This window comes from Roseateles chitinivorans (genome assembly GCF_050632235.1).
In the GTDB taxonomy this organism is placed as follows: domain Bacteria; phylum Pseudomonadota; class Gammaproteobacteria; order Burkholderiales; family Burkholderiaceae_C; genus Roseateles; species Roseateles chitinivorans_A.
In genome coordinates this window covers 5,550,502-5,577,300 of the sequence record NZ_CP192584.1, presented here as the reverse complement: position 1 = coordinate 5,577,300, position 26,799 = coordinate 5,550,502, and the positions used below count along the sequence as shown (strand labels likewise).

Below are 26,799 nucleotides of genomic sequence, written 5' to 3'. Positions count from 1 at the left end.
AACGCCCGGGGATCTCAATGACGCGAGCGGCGCACCAGGCTGCCTACGTCCAGGATCAGCGCCACACGACCGTCGCCCATGATGGTCGCGCCCGAGACGTCCGTCACCTTGCGGTAGTTCGCCTCCAGGTTCTTGACCACGACCTGCTGCTGGCCGAGCAGCTCGTCCACCAGCATCGCGACGCGGCCGCCCTCGGCCTCGACGACGACCATGATCGAGCTGACATGCTCGAAATCGAAGCGGGGCACGTTGAACACCTGTTCGAGTTCGACGACCGGCATGTACTCGTCGCGCACCTCGACCACGCGGCCGGAGCCGCCGACGGTCTTGATGGTGTCGGACTGGACCTGGAAGGACTCGACCACCGACGACAGCGGGAGGATGTAGACCTCTTCGCCGACGCCCACGCTCATGCCATCCATGATGGCCAGCGTCAGCGGCAGGCGGACCGAGACCTTCATGCCGTAGCCCTCGGCGGAGTCGATCTCCACCGTGCCGCCCAGCGAGGTGATGTTCTTCTTCACCACGTCCATGCCGACGCCGCGGCCGGAGACGTCGGTGACCTGGTCCGCGGTCGAGAAGCCCGGTGCGAAGATCAGCCCCCAGACTTCCTGGTCGGTCATCGTGTCCGGCGCGTCGATGCCCTTTTCGCGGGCCTTCTTGATCAGCTTCTCGCGGTTCAGGCCGCGGCCGTCGTCGCGCACCTCGATGACGATGGAGCCGCCCTGGTGGGAGGCGACCAGCGTGATCGTGCCCTGTTCGGGCTTGCCCTTGGCGGCGCGGTCGGCGGGAGACTCGATGCCGTGGTCGCAGCTGTTGCGCACCAGGTGGGTCAGCGGGTCGGTGATCTTCTCGACCAGGCCCTTGTCCAGCTCGGTGGCTTCACCCTGCGTGACCAGCTCGACCTTCTTGCCGAGCTTGGCCGCCAGGTCGCGCAGCATGCGCGGGAAGCGGTTGAACACGACCGACATCGGGATCATGCGGATCGACATGACCGATTCCTGGAGGTCGCGCGTGTTCCGCTCCAGGTCGGCCAGGCCGGACGCCAGCTGCTGGTACAGACCGGGGTCCAGGTTGCGGCTGTTCTGCGCCAGCATCGCCTGCGTGATGACGAGCTCGCCGACCAGGTTGATCAGCTGGTCGACCTTCTCGACGGACACGCGCAGCGTGGACTGGTCCGGGCTCGCGCCGCCGGCACGCGGAGCGACCTCGGTGCGCGCGGGCGCGGCAGGCTTGGCGGCCGGCACGGGCACGCTGGCCTTGGGGGCCTCGGCCTTGACTTCGGCGGCGGTCGCTTCGGGAATGCCGGGCGCGTCGTCGAAGAAGCCGTAGCCAGGGTCCTCGTCCTTCTTGGTTTCCACCGGCGCGCCGGGGGCGCCCTCATGGAAGCCGAAGCCTTCGCTCAGCGGCAGCAGCTTGACCTGCTCGCGCGAGACGTGGAAGGTGAACAGGTCCAGCAGGTCGTTGTCGGTACTGCTGGTCAGCACCTTGAAGCGGCGCATGCCGTCGGCGGAGATGCCGCCGTCCAGCGGCTCGATCGTGCCGAGGTCGGTGATTTCCTTGAACAGCTCGACCAGGTTGTCCGCCTGCGCGGCGTCGGTCAGCGGACCGACCAGCAGCTCGAGCTGACGGACGTTGGACTTCAGCGGCGCCGGTGCCGGGGCCGCGGGGGCCGGTGCGGGCGCGGCAGAGGCCGACGGCGCCGGCGCCCGGGTGCCGTCCAGCGTGCCGCCTTCCACCAGCGTGCGGATGCTGCTCAGCAGGGCGGAGGTGTCCACCGCGTCGGCGCCCGAGCCCTGATGCCGGGCCAACTGCGCCTTCAGCGCGTCGCCGGACTGCAGCAGCACGTCCACCATCGGCGAGGTCGGCGCCAGTTCGTGGCGACGCAGCTTGTCCAGCAGCGTTTCCATCTGGTGCGTCAGTTCGGCCACGTCGTTGAAGCCGAACGTCGCCGCGCCGCCCTTGATCGAGTGGGCACAACGGAAGATGGCATTCATCTGCTCGTCGTCCGGGTTCTCGATGTCCAGGTTCAGCAGCAGCTGTTCCATGTTGTCGAGGTTCTCCCCGGCTTCCTCGAAGAAGACCTGGTAGAACTGGCTCAGGTCGATGCCTGCGCCCAGGTTTGCGCCCTCGGAGGTCATATCTCCCATGAATCTCTCCAGCTAGCCTTCAGCGGATCACCTTGCCGATCACTTCGATCAGCTTGGCCGGGTCGAAAGGCTTCACCAGCCATCCGGTGGCGCCGGCCGCGCGGCCCGCCTGCTTCATCTGATCGCTGGACTCGGTGGTCAGGATCAGGATCGGCGTGGTCTTGAACTTGGGGTTGTCGCGCAGCTTCTTGGTGAGGCTGATGCCGTCCATCCGGGGCATGTTCTGGTCGGTCAGCACCAGGTCGAAATCGCGTTGCGACGACTTCTCCCAGGCATCTTGCCCGTCCACCGCCTCCACGACGTTGAAACCCGCATTCTTGAGGGTGAACGAGACCATCTGGCGCATGGAGGCCGAATCGTCTACGGCGAGGATCGAGGGCATTTTGAGTTCTCCGGATGACAAGCGGTTTTCGGGTGGACCTGAAGATTCTTGAGGACCTTGAGGGCGGTCTGGTGACGGTGCCCGGTGATTTCGTGACCTAACGGACGGATCGGGTGAACATTCAGAACAGTTCCACCGAACCGGCGTCCATCTCGTCCTGCGTGACGGGATTGGGACGCAGCGGGGCGGTCTCGACGACGGCCATGCCGTCCTCGTCGTCCCCGAAGGTGTCCCGGGCGAGCTGGTCCGAGCAGTTGCGCAGGCGCTGGCTGGTATGCGCGATCAACTGCGTGGACATGTCCTGGAACTGCAGCGCGGTGATCGCCCCGGCCAGATGCAGCATCAACTGCTGCAGCGCGTCCTGGTCCTTCGCTTCCGGCAGACGCTCGCGCATCTGGTCCACCAGGCTCGACGCGCCGAAGAAATGCGTCGACAACGCTTCGCAGGCGTCGTCGAGCAGGCGCTGCAGGCGCTCGAGATCGTTGTTGACCGTCATCAGATGGTCCTGCAGCTCGGCAGCGGCGAGCAGCGGCATCAGTCCTGTGCCTTCCGGCTCGACCGACGTCTCATCGATTTGCATCTTGGCTCCACTTAGGGGTGTCCTGGTGCGTCTTCATGTCTGCCCAACTCAAACATGCGCCCGGACTTGTCGGCTGGCAAGAATCTTCGGCTTTTGCCACGCATCTGTCGACGGGACTAACCGTGCAAAGTCATCCCAATAGCTCAGATCGGTAGTTCATCGACGGAACCGTGACAAATCTCGATAAGGGTAAACCCAAGACTCTACGGTTTCCAGATGAATAAAGCGTGGGGGTTCCCTGCATAGATGAGGGATGCGCGACAAACTTGGCATACTCCCGGCCATGCCGACTCTCCCCCTGGCCGAGCGCTCTCTGCGCCTGCTTCATATCGAGGATTCCGACCTGGATCACCAACTGATCCTGGCCCAGTTGCAACGGGCCGGATTGCGATTCGAGATCACGCGGCTGGACACGCTGCCCGATATCGAGGCAGCCCTCGACCGGCCCTGGGATGCGGTGATTTCCGATTACAACCTGCCGGGGTTTTCGGGCCTGGTCGTGCTGGACATGATCAAGCAGCGGCAACTGGTGCTCCCGTTCGTGCTGGTATCGGGTGAGATCGGCGAAGACACGGCGGTCGCGGCGATGCGCACCGGGGCGTCGGACTATCTGCTCAAGAACAATCTGGCGCGGCTCGCGCCGGCCCTGCTGCATGCGATCGAGTCCTTCGAGGCCCAGCTCGCCCGGCAGGAGGCCGACCGCGAACTGCTCAAGTCCAAGCAGCAGCTGCACGAGCTGGCGGGACATCTGCAGACCAGCGTCGAGATGGAGCGGGCGGCGATCGCCCGCGAGATCCATGACGACGTGGGCGGCTCGCTGACGGCGCTGAAGTTCGACCTGGCCTGGATCGCGCGGCACAGCAAGGACGAGGACGTGCAGCAGCGCGTGCAATCGGCGCTGGAGACGGTGACCAGCGCCATCGAATCGAGCCAGCGCATCATGCACAACCTGCGTCCGGCAATCCTGGAACAGGGATTGCTGGCAGCAGTGCAGTGGCTGGCCGCGCGCTTCGAGCGCCGGACCGGCATCGCGACCGCGGTGCGGCACGTCGGCGAGCAGTTCCAGCTGCCGGCGGGTGTCCCGCTCGTGGCCTACCGCTGCGCGCAGGAGGCGCTGACCAATGTGTCCAAACATGCCGGGGCGACCAAGGTCGACGTGGAGTTGAGCATGGAGGGCGGCGTGCTGACGCTGGAGATCAAGGACAACGGTCACGGCGTCGCGCCGGGCGACCTCAGCAAGGCGCGCAGCTTCGGCATCCGTGGCCTGCGCGAGCGCGCGGCGACGGTGGGCGGCTGGGTCGACCTGAGCAGCGGACTGCAGGGCACGGCGCTGATCCTGTCGGTGCCGCTGCGGGGCGTGTTCGGTGAGTTCGAGTTCGATGACGACGGCGAGCCGATCCCGGCCGGCGGCGGCCATGATCCCTCCTCGTGGGGCGCCCTATGATCAAAGTCATCCTCTGCGACGACCACGCGCTGATCCGCCGCGGGATCCGCGACACGCTGTCCGATGCGCCCGACATCGAGGTCGTCGGCGAGGCCGGCGACTACGGCGAGCTGCGCAGCCTCATGCGCACGCTGCCGGTCGACAAGCAGTGCGACGTGCTGGTGCTGGACATCAACATGCCGGGCCGCAGCGGTCTGGACGTGCTGCATGTGCTCAAGGACGAGGGCACGACGACGCGGGTGCTGATCGTGTCGATGTATCCGGAAGACCAGTACGCGATCCGCGCGCTGCGCGCCGGCGCCTTCGGCTACGTGAACAAGGGCGGCGATCCGCAACTGCTGGTGCAGGCGGTGCGCACGGTGGCGCAGGGCCGCAAGTACGTGACGCCGGAGATCGCGCAGATGCTGGTCGAGAGCCTGACCGCGCCGGCGCCGGAGCAGGCGCACCAGAAGCTGTCCGACCGCGAACTGCAGACGCTGGTGATGATCGCGTCCGGCAAGCGCCTGTCGGACATCGCCGAGGAGCTGATGCTCAGCCCGAAGACGGTGAGCGTGTACCGGGCTCGTGTCCTGGAGAAGCTGGCGCTGTCCAACAACTCCGAACTGACCGTCTACGCCATCCGCAACGGGCTGGTCGAGAGCTGATCGAAGGGGCCCGAACGCCCGTCCCCGACGTTCCGATCGCGTGAAGTCAGCGAGCGGAGCTGGGGCCGGAATGGGGCTTGGGGTCCCTGGAGGGGCGCCCCATGCCCCGTGGAGCGCCCGCGCTTGGCCTCCCGAAGGCCTCCGAAGACCTGTCGAAAACCGCCCCTGCCGTTCGTCGTCCTCGGGGGACATTCACGCCAGCCAGCCGCCATTCATCGCAAGTCCGCCTTGACGAGGAGGGGGCGCCTCGGAGAATGCGCCCCGTACTGACACACAGGGGGCCGTCATCGATACCGCACTGTTGAAAGAGCTGCGCATCCAGGGGAGCGAGCGCGAGGACCACGGCGGAGGACCGCCGAGGTGGGTCTGGGGCCTGCTGGCGGCGTTGGTCGTGCTGGCGCTGCTGGCCGCGGGCGGCTGGTGGTGGTGGCGCCAGTCGCAGGTGCCGGAGGTCGAGACGGCCTCGGCGCAGGCGCGCGGCGGCGCGGGCGGCAATGCCGTGCTGCAGGCCACCGGCTACGTGACGGCACGTCGCGCCGCGACGGTGTCGACGCAGATCACCGGCACGCTGACCGAGGTGTTGTTCGAGGAGGGCGACAAGATCCAGAAGGGTCAGGTCTTGGCCCGCCTGGAGGACCATGCCTTGCGCGCCGCGCTGGACATGGCCCGGGCCAATGTGAAGAGCGCGCAGGCCAACATCGAGGCGACGCGTGCGCAGTGGCTGCAGGCGCAGTCGGACCTGAAGCGCCAGGATGAACTGGCGCTCAGCGGCATGACGACGAAGCAGTCCGCCGAGCAGGCCCGGACCGCTGTGAACGCGTACGCGGCACAGTTGGAAGCGCGTCGGCGCGAGGCTGATGCCGCCACGGCCCAGGCAGCGCAGGCGCAGGTCAATTTCGACTACACGGTCGTGAAGGCGCCGTTCTCGGGCGTGATCACCGCGAAGGCGGCGCAGGTCGGCGAGATCGTGTCGCCGCTCTCTGCCGGCGGCGGTTTCACGCGGACCGGTGTGGGCACGATCGTCGACATGGACTCGCTGGAGGTGGATGTCGACGTCAACGAGGCCTACATCGGCCAGGTCAAGGCCGACATGCCGGCGCAGGCGGTGCTGGATGCCTATCCCGACTGGCGCATCCCGGCGCATGTGATCGCGGTCGTGCCCTCGGCCGACCGCGGCAAGGCGACCGTGAAAGTGCGGGTCGCGCTCGAGCAGAAGGACCAGCGCGTCGTGCCCGACATGGGCGTGCGCGTGTCCTTCCTCGCCGCCAAGGAGAGCGCCCAGACCGCGCCGCCGCCCGGCGTGCTGGTGCCGAAATCGGCCGTCGTGCCGCGCGACGGCGCCGACGTCGTGTTCGTCGTGAACGGCCAGACCGTCGCCCAGCGCAAGGTGCGCCAGGGCACGCCGGTCGGCGAGCAGGCGGTGGTGCTCGACGGCGTGAAGGCCGGCGACACCGTCGTCCTCAATCCGCCCGACGCCTTGCGCGACGGCGGCGAGATCAAGCCGGCGGCCGGCAAGTGAAGCCGACAGCGCGGGGACGCGAGGTCCCCGCCGGAAGTCCAGGAAACCGAAGCGAGGAGTCATCGTGAGCAATCTGATCGAGATCCGTGACCTGTCCAAGGTCTACACCCGCGGCAAGCAGAAGGTGGAAGTGCTGCACCACATCGACCTGGATGTGCGCGAGGGTGAGTTCCTCGCCCTGATGGGGCCCTCCGGCTCCGGCAAGACGACGCTGCTGAACCTCATCGGCGGACTGGACCAGCCCAGCGGCGGCAGCATCGCCATCGGCGGCGAGCGCATCGACCAGCTCAGCTCCGCGGCGCTGGCGAAGTGGCGCGCGGCCCGGGTGGGCTTCGTGTTCCAGTTCTACAACCTGATGCCGACGCTCTCGGCGCAGCGCAACGTGGAGCTGCCGCTGCTGCTGACCAAGCTGTCCGCGGCCGAGCGCAGGAAGCGCGCCGCGATCGCGCTGCAACTGGTGGGCCTGTCGGACCGCGCCAGCCACAAGCCGACGGAGCTCTCCGGCGGTCAGCAGCAGCGGGTGTCGATCGCGCGGGCGATCGTCTCCGACCCGACCCTGCTGGTCTGCGACGAACCCACCGGCGACCTGGATCGTCAATCGGCCGAGGACGTGCTGGCGCTGCTCCAGGCGCTGAACCGCGACCATGGCAAGACCATCGTGATGGTCACGCACGATCCGAAGGCCGCCGAGCGCGCCCGCCAGACGCTGCACCTGGACAAGGGCACGCTGGTCGAGCAGACCGTCTCCGCGACCGCCTGACGCTGCAGCGTCCGGGTCAAGTCCCAAGAAAGGGCTCGCCATGAAATACCTTCACCTCATCTGGGCGGCGCTGTTCCGGCGCAAGCTCCGGACGGTGCTGACGCTGGTGTCCATCATCACCGCGTTCCTGCTGTTCGGGCTGCTGGACGCGGTCCGCACCTCCTTCGACCAGGCCGGCCAGTCCGCCAATGGCGCGTCGCGGCTGCAGACCGGCTCGCGCCTGTCCTTCATCCAGACGCTCCCGATGGCGCTGACGCAGCGCATCCAGGCCGTCGACGGCGCCAAGACCGTGACCTTCGCGAACTGGTTCGGCGGGGCCTATCAGGATCCGCACAACCAGGTCGTGAGCTTCGCGGTCGCGCCGAACTACCTGGACGCGTATCCCGAGATGGTGGTGAGCGCGCAGGCGCGCCAGGCCTTCGCATCGACGCGCATCGGGGTGCTGGTCGGCGAGCGGCTGGCCAAGCGTTTCAATTGGAAGGTCGGGGACAAGATCCCCCTGCAGTCGACCATCTTCCCTGACCGCAACGGCAGCAAGAACTGGCAGTTCGAGATCGTCGGCCTGATCGGTTCCGCGGACAAGAAGGCCGGCGGCTGGTACGACCAGCTGTTCCTGCTGAACTGGAAGTACTTCGACGACACGACGCCCTACAACCAGGGCCAGGTCGGCTGGTACGTGACACGCGTCGCCGACGCCAACCAGGCGGACCGCGTGGCCAAGGCGATCGACGCGATCTCCGCCAACTCCGACCATGAGACCCGCACGCAGACCGAGCAGGCGGCGATGGCCTCCTGGATGAAGCAGATCGCGGACATCGGACTGATCGTCAGTTCGATCATGGGCGCGGTGTTCTTCACGCTGCTGCTGCTGTCGGGCAACACGATGATGCAGGCGGTGCGCGAGCGCACCAGCGAGATCGCGGTGCTGAAGACGATCGGATTCTCCGGGCACAGCGTGCTGGCGATGGTGCTGGCGGAGTCGGTGCTGCTGCTGGTGATCGGCGGCGTGATCGGGCTGGGTTTGGCGAGCGTGATCGGCCCCGTCGTCAGCGCCGGCAGCGGCGGCGCGCTGAATCTGCCGGCGGCCGGCCTGCGCAGCTGGACGATGGGAGTCGGCTTCATGGTGCTCTTCGGCGTGATCGTCGGCGCATTGCCGGCGCTGAACGCGATGCGGCTCAACATCACCGACGCGCTGGCGGGGAGGGCGTGATCATGAAATTCCTGAAGAACCTGGGACTGGTCGTGCTGCTGGCGCTCGTGCTGGTGGGCTGGGTGATGCTGCCGTGGTTCGGCGCCGTCGGGGTGGCGGTCCTGCTGGCGCTGTGGATGCTGCTGACGCGGCGCGGCGCGCAGGCGCGCTCGGTGACCGGTGTCGGCGTGAGCACGCTGTCGCAGCGGATCGGCTCGTCGGCCGTGATCGTCGTGGGCATCGCGGGCGTCGTCGGCGTGCTGGTGGCGCTGCTCGCGATGGCCGAGGGCTACGCGGAGACGCTGCGCAAGTCCGGCAGCGAGGACACCGCCATCGTCCTGCGCGGCGGCTCGGCGGCGGAGGTGGCCTCCGTGATGACCCGCGACGACATCGTGCAGATCGCGCAGGCGCCGGGCGTGGCGAAGAGCGCCAAGGGCGAACCGCTGGCCTCGGCGGAGACCGTGGTCGCGGCCAACCTGCCTGTGAAGGGCACGAAGACCGATGAAGAGGGCAGCGTCCAGGTGCGCGGCGTGGGCGATGAAGCCTTCGCGGTGCGTCCGCAGGTCAAGATCGTCGCGGGCCGGAAGTTCCAGCCGGGGCTGAAGGAGATGATCGTCGGCCAAGGCGCCGCGCGTCAGTTCGAAGGCCTGGAACCCGGCAAGCAGATCCGCCTGGGCAGCCAGATGTGGACGGTGACGGGCGTGTTCGCGTCCGGCGATTCGATGGACTCGGAGTTGTGGGCCGATGCGCCCGTGGTCGCCGAGACCTACCGTCGCGGCGCAAGCCGGAACTCGGTGACGGTGAAGCTGACCGATGCGAAGGCCTTCAAGGACTTCAAGGCCGCCCTCGACGGCAATCCGCAGCTGAAGGTCGACACGTCGACGACGCTCGCGTTCTTCTCGAAGCAATCCGAGCAGATGACCAAGATCCTGCGGATCATCGGCATCGTGGTCGGGACGATCATGGCAATCGGCGCGATCTTCGGCGCGCTGAACACCATGTTCGCGGCGGTGGCGACGCGGGCGCGCGAGATCGCGACCTTGCGGGCGATCGGCTTCCCCGGACTGCCGGTGGTGGTGGCGGTGATGCTGGAGACGATGCTGCTGGCCGCGCTCGGGGGCGTCATCGGCGGTGCGGTGGCCTACCTGCTGTTCAACGGCCATGCGGCGTCGACGATGAGCGCCGGCGCCGTGGGCAAGCTGAGCTTCGAGTTGCGCGTTTCGGGACAACTGCTGTGGGAGGGCCTGAAGTGGGCCTTGGCCATCGGCTTCATCGGTGGCCTGTTCCCCGCGGTGCGGGCGGCGAGCCTGCCGGTCACGACCGCGCTGCGCGAGCTCTGACGCAGTAAACCGGCCGGCGCTGGGAAGCATCGGCCGATGTGGATGCCGCAGCGGTCAGTTGAACGCCGCCAGCATCCGTTCCAGCGCGATCATGAACGGTTGATGCATCAGCGGCAGTGTCGCGACCAGCCCCACCAGGCCGATGCTGACGGTCAGCGGGAAACCGACCGAGAACACGTTCAGCTGCGGCGCCACGCGCGAGATGATGCCGAGCACGAGGTTCACGAACATCAGCATCGTGATCAGCGGCAGCGCGATCCACAGCCCCATGCGGAAGATCTCCGCGCCCCACACCTGGGGCTGCGCGATGCGCAGGAATCGGAACGGCTCCTCGCCGACCGGGAAGGCCTGGAAGCTCTCGACCAGCGAGTTGATCAGCATCAGGTGCCCGTTGATCGCGACGAACAGGAAAGCCACCATCGAGCCGAGGAAACGCGACGTCGACGTGCCCTGCGAACCGGTCGACGGATCGAAGAAGCCGGCGAAGTTCAGCCCCATCTGAAGACCGATCAGCTCACCGGCGAACTCGAGCGCGGCGAACACTACCCGCACCGCGAAACCCATCGCCAGCCCGATCAGCAACTGCTGCCCCGTCACGGCGAGCAGCTGCGGCAGCGAGTCGAGCGGGATCACCGGCATCGCCGGCAGCGACGGTTGCGCGGCGACCGCAATGAACAGCGCCAAGCCGATGCGCACGCGCGCGGGCACCTGACGCTGACTGAACACCGGCATCCCGGCGAACAGGGCCAGCGTGCGGATGAACGGCCAGAGGATCGGATTGATCCAGGCGAGCAACTGCGCTTCGCTGAAGGAAATCATCGGGATCGGAGACCGTCGGATCGAACAGGGCCGCGCGTTGGCGCCCGCCTCAGCCCAGCGCCTGCGGAATGCTCTGCAGCGTGCGTTGGATGTACTCGACCAGCGTCGTGATCATCCAGGGGCCGGCGACCGCCAGCACCAGCACCGCGGCGACGATCTTGGGCACGAACGACAGCGTCGATTCGTTGATCTGCGTCGCGGCCTGGAACACCGACACCAGCACGCCGACGGCCAGCACCGTCAGCAGGATCGGCGCCGCGACCATCAGCAGCACGTACAGGCCCTGCTGACCGACCGAGAAGACCTGTTGTGCATCCATGACTTGTCCTTGGTATCGGTGCGGATGTCGCGCCGCTACTGCGCGAACGACGCCGCCAGCGAGCCCAGCAGCAGGTTCCAGCCGTCCGCCAGCACGAACAGCATCAGCTTGAACGGCAACGACACCAGCACCGGCGACAGCATCATCATCCCCAGGCTCATCAGCACGCTGGAGACGATCATGTCGATCACCAGGAACGGGATGAAGATGAGGAACGCGATCTGGAACGCGGATTTCAGTTCGCTGGTGACGAAGGCGGGCACCAGCACACGGAAGGGCACATTCTCCGGTGCGACGTTGGGTTCGAGCTTGGCGAGCTTGGCGAACAGCGCGACGTCCGACTGGCGCGTCTGCTTGAGCATGAAGGCGCGCATCGGCACCTGCGCACGGTCGAGCGCGACCTCGAAGCCGATCTGTCCGGCCTGATAGGGCTGGTAAGCGTCGGCGTAGACGCGGTCCAGCGTCGGGCTCATCACGAAGAAGGTCAGGAACAGCGACAGGCCGACGATCACCTGGTTCGGCGGCGCCGCCTGGGTGCCCAGCGCCTGGCGCAGCAGCGACAGCACGATCACGATCCGGGTGAAGCCGGTCATCATCAGCAGCACCGCCGGCAGGAAGCCCAGCGCGGTGAAGAACAGCAGGGTCTGGATCGGCACCGAGTAGCTGTTGCCCCCCGCACCCTGGCCGATGATCAGCGGCACGCTGGCGGGTGCGCCGCCTTGCTGGGCCCAGGCCGCAGCACCGAAGCCGCCGAGCGCGAGCACGCCCGCGATGCCCAGAGCGCGCCGCGACAGCCGCCAGCGGCGGGGCTCATGCGGAGTGGGGGCGTTCGAGGTCGAAGCGGTCATGCGCCGTTCCCGATCAGACCGAGGTAGTGGACCCGGGGCCATCGGCGTGCCTGCCGCCCAGGCTGCGCTTGAGCATCGAGGAGAACGACGGTTGCGCCGCCTGCAGGGCTGCGCCGGCGTCGGCCTGCGGCGGCATCACGTGCAGCGTGCGGATCTGCTGGCCAGTGATGCCGAGAACCAGCCATTGACGGTCCTCGTCCTGGCCGACCTCGACGATCACGATGCGCTGGCTCGGCGCGATCACCAGCTGCGCGACGGTGCGCAGCTGTCCGCCCATCGCGCTCCCGCCCAAGGGCGTGCGCTTGAGGAGCCACAACACGACTGGAATCAAGGCCAGGATGGCCAGGAACCAGAGCAGGGGGACGAGGCTGTTGTTCATGGCTTTGAATTATGCGTCCCTGAAACGCATCAGCCCCACCGGGGTGGGGCTGATCAGGGGTCAGGTTATGCCTTGCTCAGGCGCCGCATCCGTTCGGACGGGGTCACGATGTCGGTGAGGCGGATACCGAACTTGTCGTTCACGACCACGACTTCGCCCTGGGCGATCAGGTAGCCGTTGACCAGCACGTCCATCGGCTCGCCGGCCAGCGCGTCCAGTTCGACGACGGAGCCCTGCGCCAGTTGCAGGATGTTCTTGATCGGGATGCGCGTGCGGCCGAGTTCAACCGTGAGCTGGACGGGGATGTCCAGGATCATGTTGATGTCGCTGCCGGGCAGGTTGCCCGGCGTCGGCGAGAAGTTGGTGAAGGCCGCCGGCGCGACCTGCTCGGTCACCTGCTGCACTTCGGCCGCGACCTCGCTGCCGCCGCCGCCGGCTTCCGCCAGCGCCGCCGCCCATTCGGCGGCCATCGCGTCCTGTTCGTCCATCGGGGTGTTGTCAGCCATTGCGGGCTCCCAGCCAGCCGGCATCCGGGCCGGTCAGCATCTTTTCAATCTTGATCGAATACTTGCCGTTCGAGGTGCCGTAATGGCAGTCGAACACCGGCACGCCGTCCACCTTGGCCTGGATGATCTGCTCCAGGTCCAGCTCGATGAAGTCGCCCGGCTTGAAGGCCAGCAGTTGCTCCACGGTCGCGGGGGCCTTGGCCAGCTCCGCCACCAGTTCGACCTCGGCCGACTGGATCTGGTGCTTGAGCAGGTTGACCCAGCGGCGGTCGGGTTCGCTCGAATCGCCCTGCGTGGTGCTGTACAGCACGTCGCGGATCGGCTCCAGCGTCGAATACGGGATGCAGAAATACACCGTGCCGCTGGTCTCGCCAATCTCCAGCGTGAACGAGGTCGACACGATGATCTCGCTCGGCGTGGCGATGTTGGCGAACTGCGGCTGCATCTCCGAGCGCTGGTACTCCAGCTCCAGCGGATAGATGCCCTTCCACGCCTTGGTGTACTCCTGAATGATCACCTCGACCAGACGCAGGATCACGCGCTGCTCGGTGGCGGAGAAGTCCCGGCCCTCGATGCGGGTGTGGAACTTGCCGATGCCGCCGAACAGCGAGTCGATCACCGCGAACACCAGCGTCGGGTCGCAGACGATCAGGCCGCTGCCGCGCAGCGGCTTCACCGACACGATGTTGAAGTTGGTCGGGACGACGATCTCGCGCAGGAAGGCGCTGTACTTCTGCACCTTGATGCCGCCGATGGCGACTTCCGGGCTCTTGCGGATGAAGTTGAACAGCCCGATGCGGATGTTGCGCGCGAAGCGTTCGTTGATGATCTCCATCGTGGGCATGCGCCCACGGACGATCCGTTCCTGGCTGGCGAGGTTGTACTCGCGGATGCCGCCGGTCTGGACCTCTTCGGCCTCGAGCTTCTGGCTCTCGCCGGTGATGCCCTGCAGCAGGGCATCGACTTCGTCTTGCGACAGGATTTGCTGATTCATCGCGCGCTCCTTGCTGTGCGGCTCGTCACTGCACGATGAAGGTGGAGAACAGGACCTGCGTCACCGGGCTCTCGACCTGGCGCTTCTTCTTTTTCTTCTTCTTCGGCGCGGCGTCCGAGTCCTCATCCTCGTCGTCGAGCTCGATGCCCATCGGACGCACGGCCTCTCGGCGGATTTCCTTGGCCAGCTGTTCCTTGCCTTCGGCGCTCAGCAGTTCGGCCGAGGTCTTGTGCGACAGCACCAGCAGCACGTTGTTGCGGATCGCCGGCATGTAGGCCTTGAGCTGGTCGGCGAAATGCGCGTCGGCGACTTCCAGCGTGATGCCGACCTGCGCGAAGCGGTCGACCTCCTTGTCGGCCAGGTTCACCGTGAACGGGTCCAGCGGGACGAAGGTCGGGGGCGTGCCCGGCTTGGCGTGGGCGGCCGCCGCGGGCTTCTCCTCGGCGGCGGCGCCTTCCTCGTCATCGGCATGCGACTTCTTCTTCATCATCAGCAACGCGGCGACGCCCACCAGCACCACCACCAGGACGATGGCGACGATGATGATCAGCTTCTTCTTGCCGCCACCCTTGACGGCGGCGTCGTTGCCTGCGGCGGCTGTGGCCATGGGCGCTCCGGTGATGAAATGAGGGACGTTGGCGGGGAACCGGATCTGGTGACCCGGCAATGTCTCCCATTGTGAAGCGCCGCCACGGCGCTCAACGCGCGAAAAGGCGGCGGATTCCGGTCAGACTCGGGGATCTTCAGGCGTACAGGTCGACCAGCCCGCGCGGTGCAGAGCGGCGCTCCGACCGGCCGCTGGCGGCGATCGCGCCGTCGTCGTCCGAGCCCTGGCCGCGTCCACCCCGGCGGCCGTTGCCGTTGCCGTTGGACGTGCCGTCGGCGGAACCGTCGCCACGATTCTGGCCGCCGCTGGACTGCGACTGGGCGAACACCCCGCCGCCGCTCAGGGTCAAGCCCTGCGCCTGCAGGGCGGCCGCCAGATCCGGCAGGCTGCGTTCCAGCACCTCGCGGGTCGCGGCGTGCTGGGCATGGAAGTTCACCTGCGCCTGCTGGCCGTCGAGCTGGATGTTGATCGACACCGGACCCATCTCGGTCGGATTGAGCTGAAGTTGGGCTTCGTGCACGCCGTCCTGGATCAGGAGGCTGACGCTGGCGGAGAGTTCCGGCGCGAAGTCGGGGCTGTCCAGCGGATGGCTGAGCGGAACGCTGGGTGCCTGGGTCGCAGACGTCGCGTCGGCGCCGGAGGTGCCGGACGCCGAACCGGTTTGCTGCGCTGCGGCCAGCAGTGCCTCGAAACTCGGCTGCGGGCCCTTGGCGGAGTCGCCCATGGCGATCTCGTGCGCGCCGCTGGAGGCGGCTTGCAGCGCGTCGGTCTGGGCGGTCTTGTCCGCGCCTTCGGTCGCGCCGGCAGTGCCTGCGGCGGCCTGGCTCAGTTCTCGCTGAAGCTGCTGGCGCTCGCGCAGGACGTCGCCGGTGGTCGCTTGCTTGCCGTGAGCCTGTGCGCCGCCGGGCAGGGCGTCGGTGCCCGCCTCGTCGCCCTCGGCCGTACCGGCGCGTGCCTGGGTCTTGGTTTCCACGGGCGCGTCGCCGCGCAGCATCGCCAGGATCTGCTCGGCAGCGGTCGCACCGGTGTCCTTCGCGTCCTTGGCGGCCTTTTTGTCCTTGCCCTCGTCGTCCTTGGCCACGACGCGCTCGGCGTCCTTGCCGCTGGCGGCATCGGCCCGGGCGGCATCCGCCGGATCGGTGGCCTCGGCCGCGTCAGCCACGTCCGTGGCTTCTCCGGCAGTGGCCGGATCCGACTTCGTGGAACGGGCCGGGGTCTTGGCGTCTTCGGCCTTGCTGGCGCTGTTGCGGGCGGCGGCATTGCGCGCGGCGAGCTTGTTCTCGTCCTTCGCGGCGGTGTTCTCGGGTGAGCGTGTGGGCGGCGACGCGGGCTTGGCGGCTGCGCCGACTCCTGGCGCTGCGCCTGCTGCTGGGCTTCCAGCTGCCGGGACTGCTGCTGCGACTGCATCTGCTGGCTCGCCAACTGCTGCGATTGCAGCTTCGCCATGGCGGTCTTGGCCGATTGCGCCGACTGGTCCTGCAACTGCTGGTTGCTCTGGTTCAGCAAACGGGAGAAGTCCGTCGACGCGCCGTCCTTGCGGCCGGTGTAGGCGGGGTTGTTCGCACCGAGGCCGCCGAGGGCGCCCGGCATCGGATTCGTGTTCTGGATCTGCGTCATGGCGAGGAAGGTTCCGGGTGGACCGGGCCGCGATCAGGCGACCAGCCGGGACATCGGGTTGCCGCCGCGCGAAGCAGCGCGGGCGGCTTGTTCATCGGTGGCGCGCTGTTCCTGGCGCAGCTGGGTACGCAGCGTCTCGGCGCGGCGGCGCTCGATCAGCTTGCGCACCGAGGCGACGCGCAGTTCGCGCTCCCGGACCAGGTCGCGGGCGGCGGACAGGCGCTGGTCGGCGTAGTCGGCGATGCCGCCCTGCTGACCGATGGCCTGGTCCAGACGCTGGCCGAAGTTCTGATAGCAGCCCAGCAGTTGCACGGTCGTCCGCTGGGCGAATTCCTGCGACCAGCGGGTGCGGTAGTCCGTGCGGTACTGCGACAACTGGTCATGCTGGTTGCGCGCCGCGTTCGCACGCGACTGCGCGTCCTGCAGATGACGCAGCGCTTCATCGCGCTCGGCCTCCGCGCGTTCGAGGAGAACGGTCAGGGCCTGCAGATTGGAACTACTCATGTCGATGACCTCGCTTTACGGATGTCGGCAGCTATCACGCAAAGTTAAGTGTGGCGGTCAACTGATTGAGGCAATCGTTCAAAGAAGCGGGGGAATGCATGTCTTGTTGGAGCAATCGGTCCATGTCGCCATGCAGGCGAACCGCCATGTCCAACTCGGGGTCGTGGCCGGGCTGATAGGCGCCCAACTGGATCAGGTCACGCGCCTTGTTGTACTTCGCGAGGAGCTGCCGGAAACGGCGCGCCAGTTCGACGTGGCGCTTGTCGGCCACGCTGGTCATGACGCGCGAGATGGACCGTTCCACGTCGATCGCCGGGTAGTGCCCACTCTCCGCCAACTCGCGGCTGAGCACGATGTGGCCGTCGAGGATGCCTCGGGCGGCGTCCGCAATCGGATCCTGCTGGTCGTCGCCTTCGGACAGCACGGTGTAGAAGGCGGTGATCGATCCTTCGCCGGCCAGGCCGTTGCCGCTGCGTTCCACCAATTGCGGAAGCTTCGCGAAGCAGGAAGGCGGATAGCCTTTGGTCGCCGGTGGTTCGCCGATCGCGAGGGCGATCTCGCGCTGCGCCATCGCGTAACGGGTGAGCGAATCCATCAGCAGCAGCACATGCTGGCCGCGGTCGCGGAAGTGCTCGGCGATCGCGGTGGCGTAGGTGGCGCCCTGCATGCGCAGCAGCGGCGGCGCGTCGGCCGGCGCGGCCACGACGACGCTGCGGCGCAGGCCTTCCTCGCCGAGGATGTCCTCGATGAATTCCTTCACTTCGCGGCCGCGTTCGCCGATCAGGCCGACGACGATGACGTCCGCCTGCGTGTAGCGGGCCATCATGCCCAGCAGCACCGACTTGCCGACGCCGGTTCCGGCGAACAGGCCCAGGCGCTGGCCTCGGCCGACGGTCAGCAGCGAATTGATGGCGCGCACGCCGGTGTCCAGCGGACGGCGGACCGGGTCGCGGTCCATCGCGTTGATCGGGCGGCGGACCATGGGTTCGTCGCGGATGTCGGCCAGCGGGCCGCGGCGGTCGATCGGATGGCCCTGCGGATCGACGACGCGACCCAGCAGGCCGTCGCCCATGGGCAGGTGAAGGCCGCGGTCCTCGTCGCGGCGCCAGGGGTGGCGTTCTTCGCCCAGCGCGGGACCGTGCAGCGCGGCGGGGCGGGGCAGCACCATCGCGCCGCTGGCCAGGCCCTGGATCTCGTCGGTCGGCATCAGGTAGGCGCGGTCGCCGGAGAATCCGACGACCTCGGCTGTGACCGGACGCTGCCCGCGACGCGGCGAGGCGGCGGTCGAAGGCATGTGGATCTCGCAGACCGACCCGACCGGCACCTTCACGCCGGTGGCTTCCAGCACCAGACCGGCGACGCGCACCAGCTTGCCCTGCGGCTCGATCGGCGGCGCATTGCCGGCGAAGGCCTGCAGGTCGTCGAAGTACTGGCGCCAGCGGTCGGTGCGGGCGCTCATGGTTCGCGGTCCTCGGACGCGCCTTGATTGGCGCCGTGCGGCAGGCCGCCGTACTGGCTGGGTGTGGGATCGAGGCGGAAGTCCAGCCGGGCATCCCGCTGTTCATCGGCGGCGCTGCGGCGGTTTTCCCAGACCGAGGTCTGACCGAGCGCGCCGACCGCCGACTGCCAGCGGGCCGGCAGCGAGGCGTCGACGCTGCAGATGTCGGCATCGACCTTGACGCCGCCCCGGGCGATCGAGGGATCGGGGATGACCTGCGCCTCGCGGGCGCGCAGTTCCTGGCCGGCGCCGTCCAGCACCAGCGGCAGGTCGTCGGGGTGCACGCGCACGCGGACGTGGCGGGCGTTGATCAGCAGGGCCTCGACGGCATCGTGCGCCACCTTGGCCACGAGTTCCGGCGCTGTCTCCAGTTCGTTGCGGACGACCTGACGGGCCAGTTCGACGGCGGTGCGCGCCAGCGCGTCGGCCATGTCCTGTTCCATCGCGGACAGGTCCTGGTCGAAGCTGGCGACCAGTTGCCCCACCTGGGCGCTGATCTGCTTGGCGAAGCTCTGCTTGAAGGCGTCCAGCGCGGCCATGCCATCGCGGTAGCCGTCCTGGTAACCGGCCTGTCGCGCCTGCTGCACCAGTTCTTCGACGCTGGGACCCGGCGGAGGCGGCGGAGGCGGTGGTTCGACCGGGGCGGGCGCGGTGACCGCGGGACGGCGCGGGGCGGCGCCGCCATCGAGCGCGCCCGGATTCCACGCGGCGAAGCCCGACAGCTCCTCGCGCGGAATGATGCGGCCATAGGTGCTGCCGCGCTGCTGATCGCCATCGGCGCGCGGCGGGGGTGGCACTTGGCGGGGAGGGCGGGTGACCATCGTGGCGGGTGTCCGTCGGCGGAAGAGGCGACCAGCGTATTACAGGAACTGGTCGTCGCCGCCGCCGGCGAGCACGATCTGGCCTTCGTCGACGAGGCGACGCACGACCTTGAGGATTTCCTTCTGCTCGGCCTCGACCTCGGACAGGCGCACCGGACCGCGCGAATCCAGGTCCTCGCGCAGCGTCTCGGCGGCGCGGGAGGACATGTTGCGGAAGATCTTCTCGCGCAGTTCCGGGCCGGCGCCCTTGAGCGCGACGATGAGCGATTCGGACTGCACTTCCTTGAGGATGGCCTGGATGCCGCGGTCGTCGATCTTGTCCACGTCGTCGAACGTGAACATGTTGTCCATGATCTTCTGCGCCAGGTCGGAGTCGGCTTCGCGGATGTAGTCCAGCACCGAGGCCTCGACGCTGGTGCCCATCATGTTGATGATCTCGGCCGCGGTCTTGACGCCGCCGAGGTTGGACTTCTTCATGCGCTCGCCGCCGGCCAGGATCTGGCCCATGACCTCGTTGAGGTCCTTCAGCGCCATCGGCTGGATGCCGTCCAGCGTGGCGATGCGGATCAGCACTTCATTGCGCTGGCGCTCGGTGAAGACGCGCAGCACCGAGCTGCTCTGGTCGAAGTCCAGGTGGGACAGGATGGCGGCGACGATCTGCGGGTGCTCGTTGCGCAGCAGTTCCGCGACCGAGCCCGGGTCCATCCACTTCAGCGATTCGATCGAGGAGACATCCGAGCCCTGCAGGATCCGGTCCAGCAGCAGGTTGGCCTTGTCCTCGCCCAGCGCCTTGCGCAGCACCGAGCGGACGTACTCGTCGGTGTCGCTGACGAGCGTGCTCTGGGTCTCGGCGACCAGGTCGAACTTGTCGAGCACGCGCTCGACGCGCTCGCGCGGCACGACCTTCATCTTGGCGATGGTCTCGCCCAGCTTCTGCACTTCCTTGGGCGCGAGGTGCTTGAAGACCTCGGAGGCTTCCTCCTCGCCCAGCGACATCAGCAGGATGGCTGCGTCTTCTACGCCTTTGTCGTCCATGGTGGTGTCTCGCTATCGATCCGGGTGGGCGTGCTTGTCGTCGGGGTTCAGCGGCGGCCGCCGGCGGGCGCGGCCGTTTCCAGCTCCTCGCCGTTGACCCAGGCGCGCATGATGTTGGCCACGGCGATCGGGTTCTCCTTGGCCAGCAGGCGGGCGCGTTCGAGCTTGTCGTTCGAGATCGGCGCTTCCAGGGCCGGCAGACCGCCAGGACCGCGCGGGCCGCCGAGTGCCAGCTGTTCGTCCTCGACCACGCTGAGCGCGTTGTTGCTGGCAGTGTCGTCCTTCTGTTCGGCCGGCGGCGGGAAAGCCGCCTTGAGAGCAGGGCGAACCAGTCCGAACACGGCGATCAGCGCGACCAGCACCAGGGCGGCGGGCACGGCGAAGTCGCGGGCGACATCGCGCAGCCACGGTTGCTGCCACAGCGGCACGTCGGCGTTCTCGATCTTGTCGGAGACGAACGGGGTGCTGATGACCTTGATCGAATCGCCGCGCTCCTGCGAGAAGCCCAGCGCTTCCTTGACCAGCGAGTCCAGCTTCTGGATCTCGGCGTCGGACAGGGGCTGGCTGGACGTCTTGCCGTTCTTGTCGGTGACGGTCTTCTGGTTGACGACGACGGCGGCGTTCAGGCGACGGATCTGGCCGATCGCATTGCGGGTGACGCGCACGGTGCGGTCGAGCTCGAATTGCGTGTCGTTGTTGCGGCGCAGGTTCTGCGTGCCGCCGGACTGGCCGGCCGGTTGCAGCTGCTGGGCCTGGCCGTTGATCGGCGCGGCGGCCTGCGGCGGGACCTGGTTGCTGGTCGCGCCGGGCACGCCGGTGGGCACGCCGGCGGAACCGCCGGATTGTTCTTCCGAGGTCAGGCGACGCACGCTGCTCTGCGTGTTCGGACCCTGGTTGGGCTTGTATTCCTCGGCGGTGGATTCGACCTGGCTGAAGTCGACGTCGGCGGTGACCGTCGAGCGCAGGTTGTCACGGCCGACGACCGGCTCCAGCAGTTCGGCCACCCGCTTGTTCAGGTTGGCTTCGATCTGCTGCTTGTACTGCAGCTGCTGGCTGTCCAGGCCGATGGCGTTGCCGTCCGGGTTCTGGGAGAGCAGGGCACCGGTGCTGTCGAGCACGCTGACAGCCTTGGGGTTCAGCTCCGGCACCGACGAGGACACCAGGTGGACGATGCCGGCGATCTGGGCGCGGTCCAGCGTGCGGCCACCGCGCAGCGTCAGCATGACGGAGGCGCTGGGCTTCTGCTGTTCGCGGAAGAAGCCGTTCTGTTGCGGCATGGCCAGATGGACGCGCGCATCGGCGACGTCGGCCATGGCGGTGATGGTGCGGGTCAGTTCGCCTTCCAGCGCGCGCTGGAAGTTCAGCCGCTCGTTGAAGGCGGTCTGGCCGATGGACTGCTTGTCCATCAGCTCGAAGCCGACGACGCCGCCCTTGGGCAGTCCGGCCGACGCCAGCTTCATGCGCAGGTCGTAGACCTGGTTGGCGGGGACCATGATGACGCCGCCCGGGTCGTTGCGGTAGGGCACGTTCATCTGCGACAGCTGCGCGATGACGGCGCCGCCGTCCTTGTCGGACAGGCCGGAGAACAGCGGCCGGTAGTCCGGCTTGGCCGTCATCATCGACATCGCCACGATGACCGCCAGGAGCGCGGCCACGCCGCCGCCCAGCATCATCTTGCTCTTCGTGGGCATCGCCGCCAGGCGGGCGGGCAGGCCGACCGGTTTGGCGGTCTGCTGCACCTCGGGGAGTCCGGCGGCGGGGCTGCTCAGGGCGTTGTCCATGGGGTGGTCGGTGGTCGGCTGGTGTCGAACGGAGTGCCCAGGCGGACGCCTCGACACAGGACTGGATTATTTCGATGCAGGCCCTCAAGAATGGTGGGAACAGGCCGAAGAAGGCCCCCCAGTTCGGAGCTATGGACGGCAGGCGGATCCGTACGATGCGTTCCGTGGACCTGAAACTCAAACCCTTCGACTTCGCCAACGCGGTGGCACGCGCCGGCCTGACCCCCAAGGTCAGCCGGTGGCCAAGGCCGCGTCGGGCGGTGCGAGCTTCGCGGATGCGATGAGCTCGGCGTTGAAGTCCGTGAGCACGCAGCAGAACGAGGCCTCGCGGCTGCAGCGGGAAGTCCAGCTGGACAATCCGACCGTCAGCCTGGAAGAGACCATGGTGGCCATGCAGAAGGCGCAGATCGGCTTCCAGGCGACGCTGCAGGTGCGCAACCGGCTGGTGTCCGCTTACTCGGAAATCATGAACATGCAGGTCTGAACAAGGCCGCGGCGTGCGCGACGGGCGTCGATCTCCATAGAGGATCCGCATTGCGAACGAAAAAGCCGCCTATCGGGCGGCTTTGTTCATTCTGAGATCCGTGGATCAGATGCTGCGTCGCATCAACCGCTCCCGCTTCTGCGCCTGGTCGATGAAGATCTGCAGCGCGCGGGCTGCCGTGGGCGCCAGCGAGACGAAGGCGCAGCCGGCATGGTGGGGCGCCCCTTGATCGCTCTCCGACATGTGCTGGATTCTCAGCAGCGTCGTGAAGCTGACTTCGCGTTCCAGTTCCAGCGTCCCGCTGATCTCTTCGCCCGCCTGCGGGACCGGGACCACGTCCGCCGGCCACTGCAGCGCGACGCCGCCAGCGCTCACGTTCATGACCCGGATGCGCGGCAGGGCTGGATCAGCCAGTTTCAGCGCCGGGTAGAGCTGCCCGGCCGAGGCCACCCGGTAGGCCTGACGCCGCTGGAAGCGGTACAGGCGCAGCGGGACTGGAGAACGCAGCACTTCCGCACCGTCGCCGCGGATGGCTACCAGCCCCGAGACGTCGAACTGCAGCTTGATCTTGTCCAGGAAGGCCGTCGCCACCAGTTCGTCGCTGGCCAGCACCGGCGCGAGGGTGTCGCCGACCTGCGGCGCTTCCATCGTCAGCATGCCGTGCGGCGTGTCCAGCGCTCGCAGCACCGTGTGGATGGCTTCGCCATCCGGGGTCGACAGCTGGATGCGCGCCTGCGACTGCAGCAGCTCGCGCAGCCAGTTCATGATTTCACCGGGCGCGTCCATCCGGAAATCGGTGTCCGCGGCGTCGGGGGGCTAGGGGATAGCTTCAGGTCGCTCAAGGCCAGCATCCGGCAGGATTCGTTGGGAAAATTCTCTCGCATCCCCAAGGCAAACGCCGCGCCAACCCCATCCGTTCAAGGGGCCGGTCGCGGCGCTGTCGTGAGTCCCGAGCCCGGTCGCGTGACCGATGTCTCGGATCGCCCAGGCGGTCGGAGGAAGCCGATCCGCCGGCTGATCAGTGGACCGTCTTGGACTTGCCCTTCATCAGCTGGTCCAGGTCTTCCAGCCACGGCTCGGCCAGGTGGCGGATTTCCGCGTCGTTGACCAGGATGCGCTGCATGATGCGCGTCTTCAGCTGCGCCTCGTCCGGGCCCAGGTTCTGGCTGGAGGCCGCATGCTTGAGCTGCGAGATCAGCAGCACGCAGGCGCCTTCGAGCTTCACCACTTCGTCCCAGTTGCCCGAGCGGGCGGCGCTCAGCATGTCGGCGCTGGCTTGTTCGATGGCTTCGTAGTAGCTCAACAGTTGGGTGCTCATGAGGCGGTCCGGGGTCGGGGCGGCGTGGGCGGCGGAGGTCTGGGGCTTGGCGGTGTACTTGGACATGGAACTTCTCAAGTCGTCAGGCTGAAGGGCGGGGTCCGGGGCTCAGGCCGCGGCGCGTTGGTCGGCGGTGGCCGGGGCGATGGAGGCCCAGGCTTCCTTGATCGGTTGCAGCAGCTTCACGCATTCCTCGATCGCGGCGTCGTCGCTGCGCAGGTTGGCGTAGGTCAGCCGGGTGCAGATGTAGGCATACAGGTCGCGCAGGTCCAGGGCCAGTTCGCCCGATTCCAGGTTGAGGGCCGCCTTCAGGCCTTCGTCCAGGATGCGGACCGCGCGGCTCAGGCTGCGGTTCTTCACTTCGACATTGCCGGAGCGGATCGCGCCGATGGCTTGCGTCATCGAATCGAAGGCGCCGTCCAGCAGCAGGCTCACGAGGCGATGCGGCGAGGCCGTCATCACGTCCGTTTCCACGCCGACGCGGTTGTACATGCTGCTGGCGCGCTGACCGTGGGAGGCGAAGGGGGAGGAGTTGCCGTACATGATTGATTGCTGCGGTGTGCTGAAGTGCTTGAATCAGTTTTCGGCCCCCGCCGGTCCAACTTGAGCCTCCCCGTGTCGAATTTGTCGCGAAATTCTGCCTGTGTGAAGAAAAGGAAAAGCCTCCGTGAGGAGGCTTGTCGGTGCTCTTTTCGAAGCGCCGGAGAAGGGCGGTGACGACGGCCCTGTTCCGTCCTCGACCGCGGCCGTCGCGTCAGCTGCTGCTGAGCATGCTGGTGATCTTGCTGACGTAGCTCTGCATGTCGTTGAGCTTGGCCATCTGCGTGTCCAGCGCCGTGTATTGCGCGCGCAGGCGTTTCTCGTAGGCGTCGGCGCGGTCGTTGAGCTCGTCGACGCGCTTGCCGTTGGCCGTCACGCGCGATTGCAGGCCGGTCGTCCGGGTCGTGATCGAGCCGTCGAAGCCGGTGACCTGGTCCGCGAAGCCGCGCCAGCGCGTGGCCATGCCGTTGTTGTTCGCATCGCTGCTGTCCACCCCCATGAACAGGTTCTTCAGGTCGCCCATGCTGCCCAGTGCGCTGGTCAGCTTGGTGTCGTTGACCTTCATCGTGCCGTCGGCGTTGATGTCGATGCCGATGTCCGACAGCCGGCCGAACTGGCCGCCGAGGGTGCTGCCCGACGCGGTGATGTTGCGCAGCTGGCTCTGCAGGCCGACCGCGGTGCTGTCGCCCTGGAGCGCGCCGGCGGTCTTGTTGGTGTCGTCGTACTTGGTGTCGTTGCGCATCAGCGTCATCAGGCTGTTGTACGACGTGACGAAGTCGGTGATCGCCTTCTTGACGCTGTCCTTGTCCTGGCCGACGGTGATGGTCGACTGCGCGGGAATGATCGTCTTGCCCGTGGCGTCCGCGGGATCCTTGGTGCCGCCCTTGAGCAGGTTGATCGTCAGGCCGTCGACGGCGCCTTCGATGTTGTTGGAGGCGGAACTGATCGCCAGGCCGTTGACCGTGAGGTTGGCGTTCATGGCCGCGGTGTTCTGCGTCATCGACTTGATCGAGGACGTCGGGTCGTAGGCCAGCGCGGACAGGCCGTTGGCGTCGGACCCGTTGCCGTCGTCGTCGGCCGTGGTGATGCGGAAGCCGTTCGCCTCGCCGGTGTCCTTGGACCGGATCACCAGACGCTGACCGTTGGCATCGGTCACGACCGAGGCGAGCACCCCCGCGCCGGAACCGTTGATCTTGTCGCGGATGCTGGACAGCGTGTCGGTCGCCGAGATGGAGACGCTCACCGGCGACGAACCGTTCTTGCCGGTGAAGGTCTTGTCGTCCGAGCTCCACTGACCCAGCTCGATGGTCATCGACCCCGAGCCGATCGTCGCGTTCGTCGCGAAGGCCTTGCTCGACAGCGATTGCGGCGACGCGAGGTTGGTCACGCTGAGCGCGTAGGAGCCCGCGCCCGAGCCGGCGCCGGCGATGACCGTGGCCATCGAGGTGTCGGAGGACGTGGCGGTCAGCGCCGCCCAGGTGCTCGGATTGGCCAGCTTGGCGGCCGCGTCGCGCATCGTGCTGAAAGCGCTCTTGATCTTCCCGTATTCGGAGATCTGCGTCTTGATCGTGTCGGTGCGCGTCTGGAGATCCGTGATCGGCTGCTTCTCGAGCGAGACCAGCTTCGTGACGATGCTCTCGACGTCCAGGCCGCTGCCCAGACCGGCGGAAGTAATGGATGCCATCGTTCTTGCTCCCTGTGACCCTGACCACCGTGGCCCGGCTCCCTCGTGGAAGTCCCAAGCGCGACAGGGCCCCGCGTGTGTTGCGTGAGGCCCTGTCCTGCTTATCGGCGCCCGTGGCACCGACTTTAGGACGGTGACCCGGGGGATTGATTGCGTTTTTCTATCAGCCCTTGAGCAGCGACAGCACCTGCTGCGGCAGCTGGTTCGCTTGCGCGACCATCGCGTTGCCCGCCTGCTGCAGGATCTGCGCGCGGCTCAGGTTGGACGTTTCGACCGCGAAGTCGGCGTCCATGATCCGGCTGCGGGCGGCGGTCTGGTTCTCGAACGCCACCTGCAGGTTGGAGATCACGGCGTCGAAGCGGTTCTGCGTCGCACCCAGCGTCGCGCGCTGGCTGTTGACGGTGTCCAGCGCCGCGTCGATGTTGGCGACGACCTCGGCGATCTTGGCCGGGTCGGCATCACGGTTGATGCTGCCCCGGTCGGTGCCGTTGGCATCGGTCCCGGCGACCCTGACGATCGACTCATCGGCGGACATGTTCGGCGTGGTGACCGAGATCTCGTCGTTGGATGTCGTGTTCGGACCGACCTGGAAGACCTGGGGGAGGGCGGCATCGGCGCCGAGGATGTATTTCCCGTTGAAGGTCGTCCCCGCGGTGACGCGCTGGATTTCCTTGGCGAGCTCGCCGAATTCCTTGTCCAGCGAATCCTTGTCGCTGTCCGCGTTGGTCGCGTTGCGGGCCTGGATGGCCAGTTCACGCATCCGCTGCAGCGAATCGGCGACCTTGCCCAGCGCGCCTTCCGCGGTCTGCGACAGCGAGATGCCGTCGTTGGCATTGCGCATCGCCACCGTCATGCCGCGTGCTTGCGAGTTCATGCGTTCGGCGATCGCCAGGCCGGCGGCGTCGTCCTTCGCGGAGTTCACCCGCAGGCCCGACGACAGGCGCTGCATCGAGGTCGCCAGCGACGACTGCGACGAGTTCAGATTGCGTTGCGCGTTCAGCGAGGCAATGTTGGTGTTGATGGTCTGTGGCATTGAT

The 26,799-nt window shown here is 67.3% G+C and carries 28 protein-coding genes; 7 read left to right on the top strand and 21 right to left on the bottom strand.

What is annotated here, in order from left to right; all coding sequences use genetic code 11:
* Window positions 1–14 precede the first annotated feature (14 nt).
* From ACQ859_RS25445 to ACQ859_RS25435, 3 genes are all read right to left on the bottom strand, one after another.
* A complete protein-coding gene (locus tag ACQ859_RS25445; RefSeq protein WP_431263299.1) occupies window positions 15–2,150 on the bottom strand; it encodes a chemotaxis protein CheA in 2,136 nt (711 codons plus the stop codon).
* A 19-nt stretch (window positions 2,151–2,169) separates the two neighbouring features.
* Entirely contained in the window at window positions 2,170–2,532 is a 363-nt protein-coding gene (locus tag ACQ859_RS25440) for a response regulator (protein ID WP_067068294.1), read from the bottom strand.
* 121 nt (window positions 2,533–2,653) lie between these two features.
* Window positions 2,654–3,112 carry a hypothetical protein gene (locus tag ACQ859_RS25435; protein ID WP_067276237.1) on the bottom strand — a complete coding sequence of 153 codons (459 nt, stop codon included), beginning with the start codon at window positions 3,110–3,112 and terminating at the stop codon, window positions 2,654–2,656.
* A 283-nt stretch (window positions 3,113–3,395) separates the two neighbouring features.
* Here ACQ859_RS25435 and ACQ859_RS25430 point away from each other — a divergent pair, with 283 nt between their 5' ends.
* The 6 genes from ACQ859_RS25430 (at window position 3,396) to ACQ859_RS25405 (ending at window position 10,008) form a co-directional block, all read left to right on the top strand.
* Complete coding sequence (locus ACQ859_RS25430; RefSeq protein WP_431263298.1) at window positions 3,396–4,556, top strand: histidine kinase; 1,161 nt, start codon at window positions 3,396–3,398, stop codon at window positions 4,554–4,556.
* Window positions 4,553–5,200, top strand: coding sequence for a response regulator (locus tag ACQ859_RS25425; RefSeq protein WP_088403375.1), 648 nt, complete (start codon window positions 4,553–4,555; stop codon window positions 5,198–5,200). Before ACQ859_RS25430 ends, ACQ859_RS25425 begins: the two co-directional genes overlap by 4 nt.
* 301 nt (window positions 5,201–5,501) lie before the next feature.
* Window positions 5,502–6,719 (top strand): efflux RND transporter periplasmic adaptor subunit, encoded by a 1,218-nt coding sequence (locus tag ACQ859_RS25420; RefSeq protein WP_431263297.1) that lies wholly within the window; start codon window positions 5,502–5,504, stop codon window positions 6,717–6,719.
* 64 nt (window positions 6,720–6,783) lie between these two features.
* Complete coding sequence (locus ACQ859_RS25415) at window positions 6,784–7,479, top strand: ABC transporter ATP-binding protein (protein WP_431263296.1); 696 nt, start codon at window positions 6,784–6,786, stop codon at window positions 7,477–7,479.
* 40 nt (window positions 7,480–7,519) lie between these two features.
* The gene (locus tag ACQ859_RS25410) at window positions 7,520–8,689 is read left to right on the top strand and encodes an ABC transporter permease (RefSeq protein WP_431263295.1); all 1,170 of its coding nucleotides are present in this window, start codon (window positions 7,520–7,522) and stop codon (window positions 8,687–8,689) included.
* A 2-nt stretch (window positions 8,690–8,691) separates the two neighbouring features.
* On the top strand, window positions 8,692–10,008 hold the full coding sequence (locus ACQ859_RS25405) for an ABC transporter permease (RefSeq protein ID WP_431263294.1): 1,317 nt from the start codon (window positions 8,692–8,694) through the stop codon (window positions 10,006–10,008).
* A gap of 54 nt (window positions 10,009–10,062) precedes the next feature.
* Here ACQ859_RS25405 and fliR read toward each other — a convergent pair whose 3' ends face one another.
* The 13 genes from fliR to fliF all read right to left on the bottom strand — a co-directional run bounded on the left by fliR (window position 10,063) and on the right by fliF (window position 21,736).
* Complete coding sequence (gene fliR / locus ACQ859_RS25400; protein WP_431263293.1) at window positions 10,063–10,827, bottom strand: flagellar biosynthetic protein FliR; 765 nt, start codon at window positions 10,825–10,827, stop codon at window positions 10,063–10,065.
* A gap of 49 nt (window positions 10,828–10,876) precedes the next feature.
* Window positions 10,877–11,146, bottom strand: coding sequence for a flagellar biosynthesis protein FliQ (gene fliQ, locus ACQ859_RS25395; RefSeq protein ID WP_088403381.1), 270 nt, complete (start codon window positions 11,144–11,146; stop codon window positions 10,877–10,879).
* Between the two features lie 35 nt (window positions 11,147–11,181).
* On the bottom strand, window positions 11,182–11,994 hold the full coding sequence (gene fliP / locus ACQ859_RS25390) for a flagellar type III secretion system pore protein FliP (RefSeq protein ID WP_431263292.1): 813 nt from the start codon (window positions 11,992–11,994) through the stop codon (window positions 11,182–11,184).
* A gap of 13 nt (window positions 11,995–12,007) precedes the next feature.
* Window positions 12,008–12,373 carry a FliO/MopB family protein gene (locus tag ACQ859_RS25385; RefSeq protein WP_431263291.1) on the bottom strand — a complete coding sequence of 122 codons (366 nt, stop codon included), beginning with the start codon at window positions 12,371–12,373 and terminating at the stop codon, window positions 12,008–12,010.
* 65 nt (window positions 12,374–12,438) lie between these two features.
* Entirely contained in the window at window positions 12,439–12,879 is a 441-nt protein-coding gene (gene fliN / locus ACQ859_RS25380) for a flagellar motor switch protein FliN (protein ID WP_088403384.1), read from the bottom strand.
* Window positions 12,872–13,873, bottom strand: a complete 1,002-nt coding sequence (fliM, locus tag ACQ859_RS25375; RefSeq protein ID WP_067276207.1) for a flagellar motor switch protein FliM — start codon at window positions 13,871–13,873, stop codon at window positions 12,872–12,874. The genes fliN and fliM overlap by 8 nt, the downstream gene beginning before the upstream one ends.
* A 25-nt stretch (window positions 13,874–13,898) precedes the next feature.
* Window positions 13,899–14,480, bottom strand: a complete 582-nt coding sequence (locus ACQ859_RS25370; RefSeq protein WP_088403385.1) for a flagellar basal body-associated FliL family protein — start codon at window positions 14,478–14,480, stop codon at window positions 13,899–13,901.
* Window positions 14,481–14,616: 136 nt separating this feature from the next.
* A complete protein-coding gene (locus ACQ859_RS25365) occupies window positions 14,617–15,642 on the bottom strand; it encodes a flagellar hook-length control protein FliK (protein ID WP_431263290.1) in 1,026 nt (341 codons plus the stop codon).
* A 488-nt stretch (window positions 15,643–16,130) separates the two neighbouring features.
* Complete coding sequence (gene fliJ, locus ACQ859_RS25360) at window positions 16,131–16,601, bottom strand: flagellar export protein FliJ (RefSeq protein WP_431263289.1); 471 nt, start codon at window positions 16,599–16,601, stop codon at window positions 16,131–16,133.
* Between the two features lie 34 nt (window positions 16,602–16,635).
* Entirely contained in the window at window positions 16,636–18,060 is a 1,425-nt protein-coding gene (fliI, locus tag ACQ859_RS25355; RefSeq protein ID WP_431051036.1) for a flagellar protein export ATPase FliI, read from the bottom strand.
* A complete protein-coding gene (locus ACQ859_RS25350) occupies window positions 18,057–18,920 on the bottom strand; it encodes a FliH/SctL family protein (RefSeq protein WP_431263288.1) in 864 nt (287 codons plus the stop codon). The genes fliI and ACQ859_RS25350 overlap by 4 nt, the downstream gene beginning before the upstream one ends.
* Window positions 18,921–18,959: 39 nt before the next feature.
* Window positions 18,960–19,955, bottom strand: coding sequence for a flagellar motor switch protein FliG (gene fliG, locus ACQ859_RS25345; RefSeq protein WP_088403390.1), 996 nt, complete (start codon window positions 19,953–19,955; stop codon window positions 18,960–18,962).
* A 47-nt stretch (window positions 19,956–20,002) separates the two neighbouring features.
* Window positions 20,003–21,736 carry a flagellar basal-body MS-ring/collar protein FliF gene (fliF, locus tag ACQ859_RS25340; protein ID WP_431263287.1) on the bottom strand — a complete coding sequence of 578 codons (1,734 nt, stop codon included), beginning with the start codon at window positions 21,734–21,736 and terminating at the stop codon, window positions 20,003–20,005.
* Between the two features lie 238 nt (window positions 21,737–21,974).
* On the opposite strand from fliF, the gene fliE reads away from it, so the two are divergent.
* On the top strand, window positions 21,975–22,220 hold the full coding sequence (gene fliE / locus ACQ859_RS25335; protein ID WP_431263286.1) for a flagellar hook-basal body complex protein FliE: 246 nt from the start codon (window positions 21,975–21,977) through the stop codon (window positions 22,218–22,220).
* Window positions 22,221–22,325: 105 nt separating this feature from the next.
* Here fliE and ACQ859_RS25330 read toward each other — a convergent pair whose 3' ends face one another.
* The 5 genes from ACQ859_RS25330 to ACQ859_RS25310 form a co-directional block, all read right to left on the bottom strand.
* Entirely contained in the window at window positions 22,326–23,006 is a 681-nt protein-coding gene (locus ACQ859_RS25330) for a flagellar brake protein (protein WP_431263285.1), read from the bottom strand.
* Between the two features lie 232 nt (window positions 23,007–23,238).
* Window positions 23,239–23,538, bottom strand: a complete 300-nt coding sequence (locus ACQ859_RS25325; protein ID WP_067282807.1) for a flagellar protein FliT — start codon at window positions 23,536–23,538, stop codon at window positions 23,239–23,241.
* 108 nt (window positions 23,539–23,646) lie between these two features.
* Window positions 23,647–24,081: a flagellar export chaperone FliS gene (fliS, locus tag ACQ859_RS25320; RefSeq protein WP_431263284.1), complete on the bottom strand. Its 435-nt coding sequence runs from the start codon at window positions 24,079–24,081 to the stop codon at window positions 23,647–23,649.
* Window positions 24,082–24,292: 211 nt separating this feature from the next.
* Window positions 24,293–25,762: a flagellar filament capping protein FliD gene (gene fliD, locus ACQ859_RS25315; protein ID WP_431263283.1), complete on the bottom strand. Its 1,470-nt coding sequence runs from the start codon at window positions 25,760–25,762 to the stop codon at window positions 24,293–24,295.
* Window positions 25,763–25,925: 163 nt separating this feature from the next.
* Window positions 25,926–26,795 carry a flagellin gene (locus tag ACQ859_RS25310; RefSeq protein ID WP_431263282.1) on the bottom strand — a complete coding sequence of 290 codons (870 nt, stop codon included), beginning with the start codon at window positions 26,793–26,795 and terminating at the stop codon, window positions 25,926–25,928.
* Window positions 26,796–26,799 lie beyond the last annotated feature (4 nt).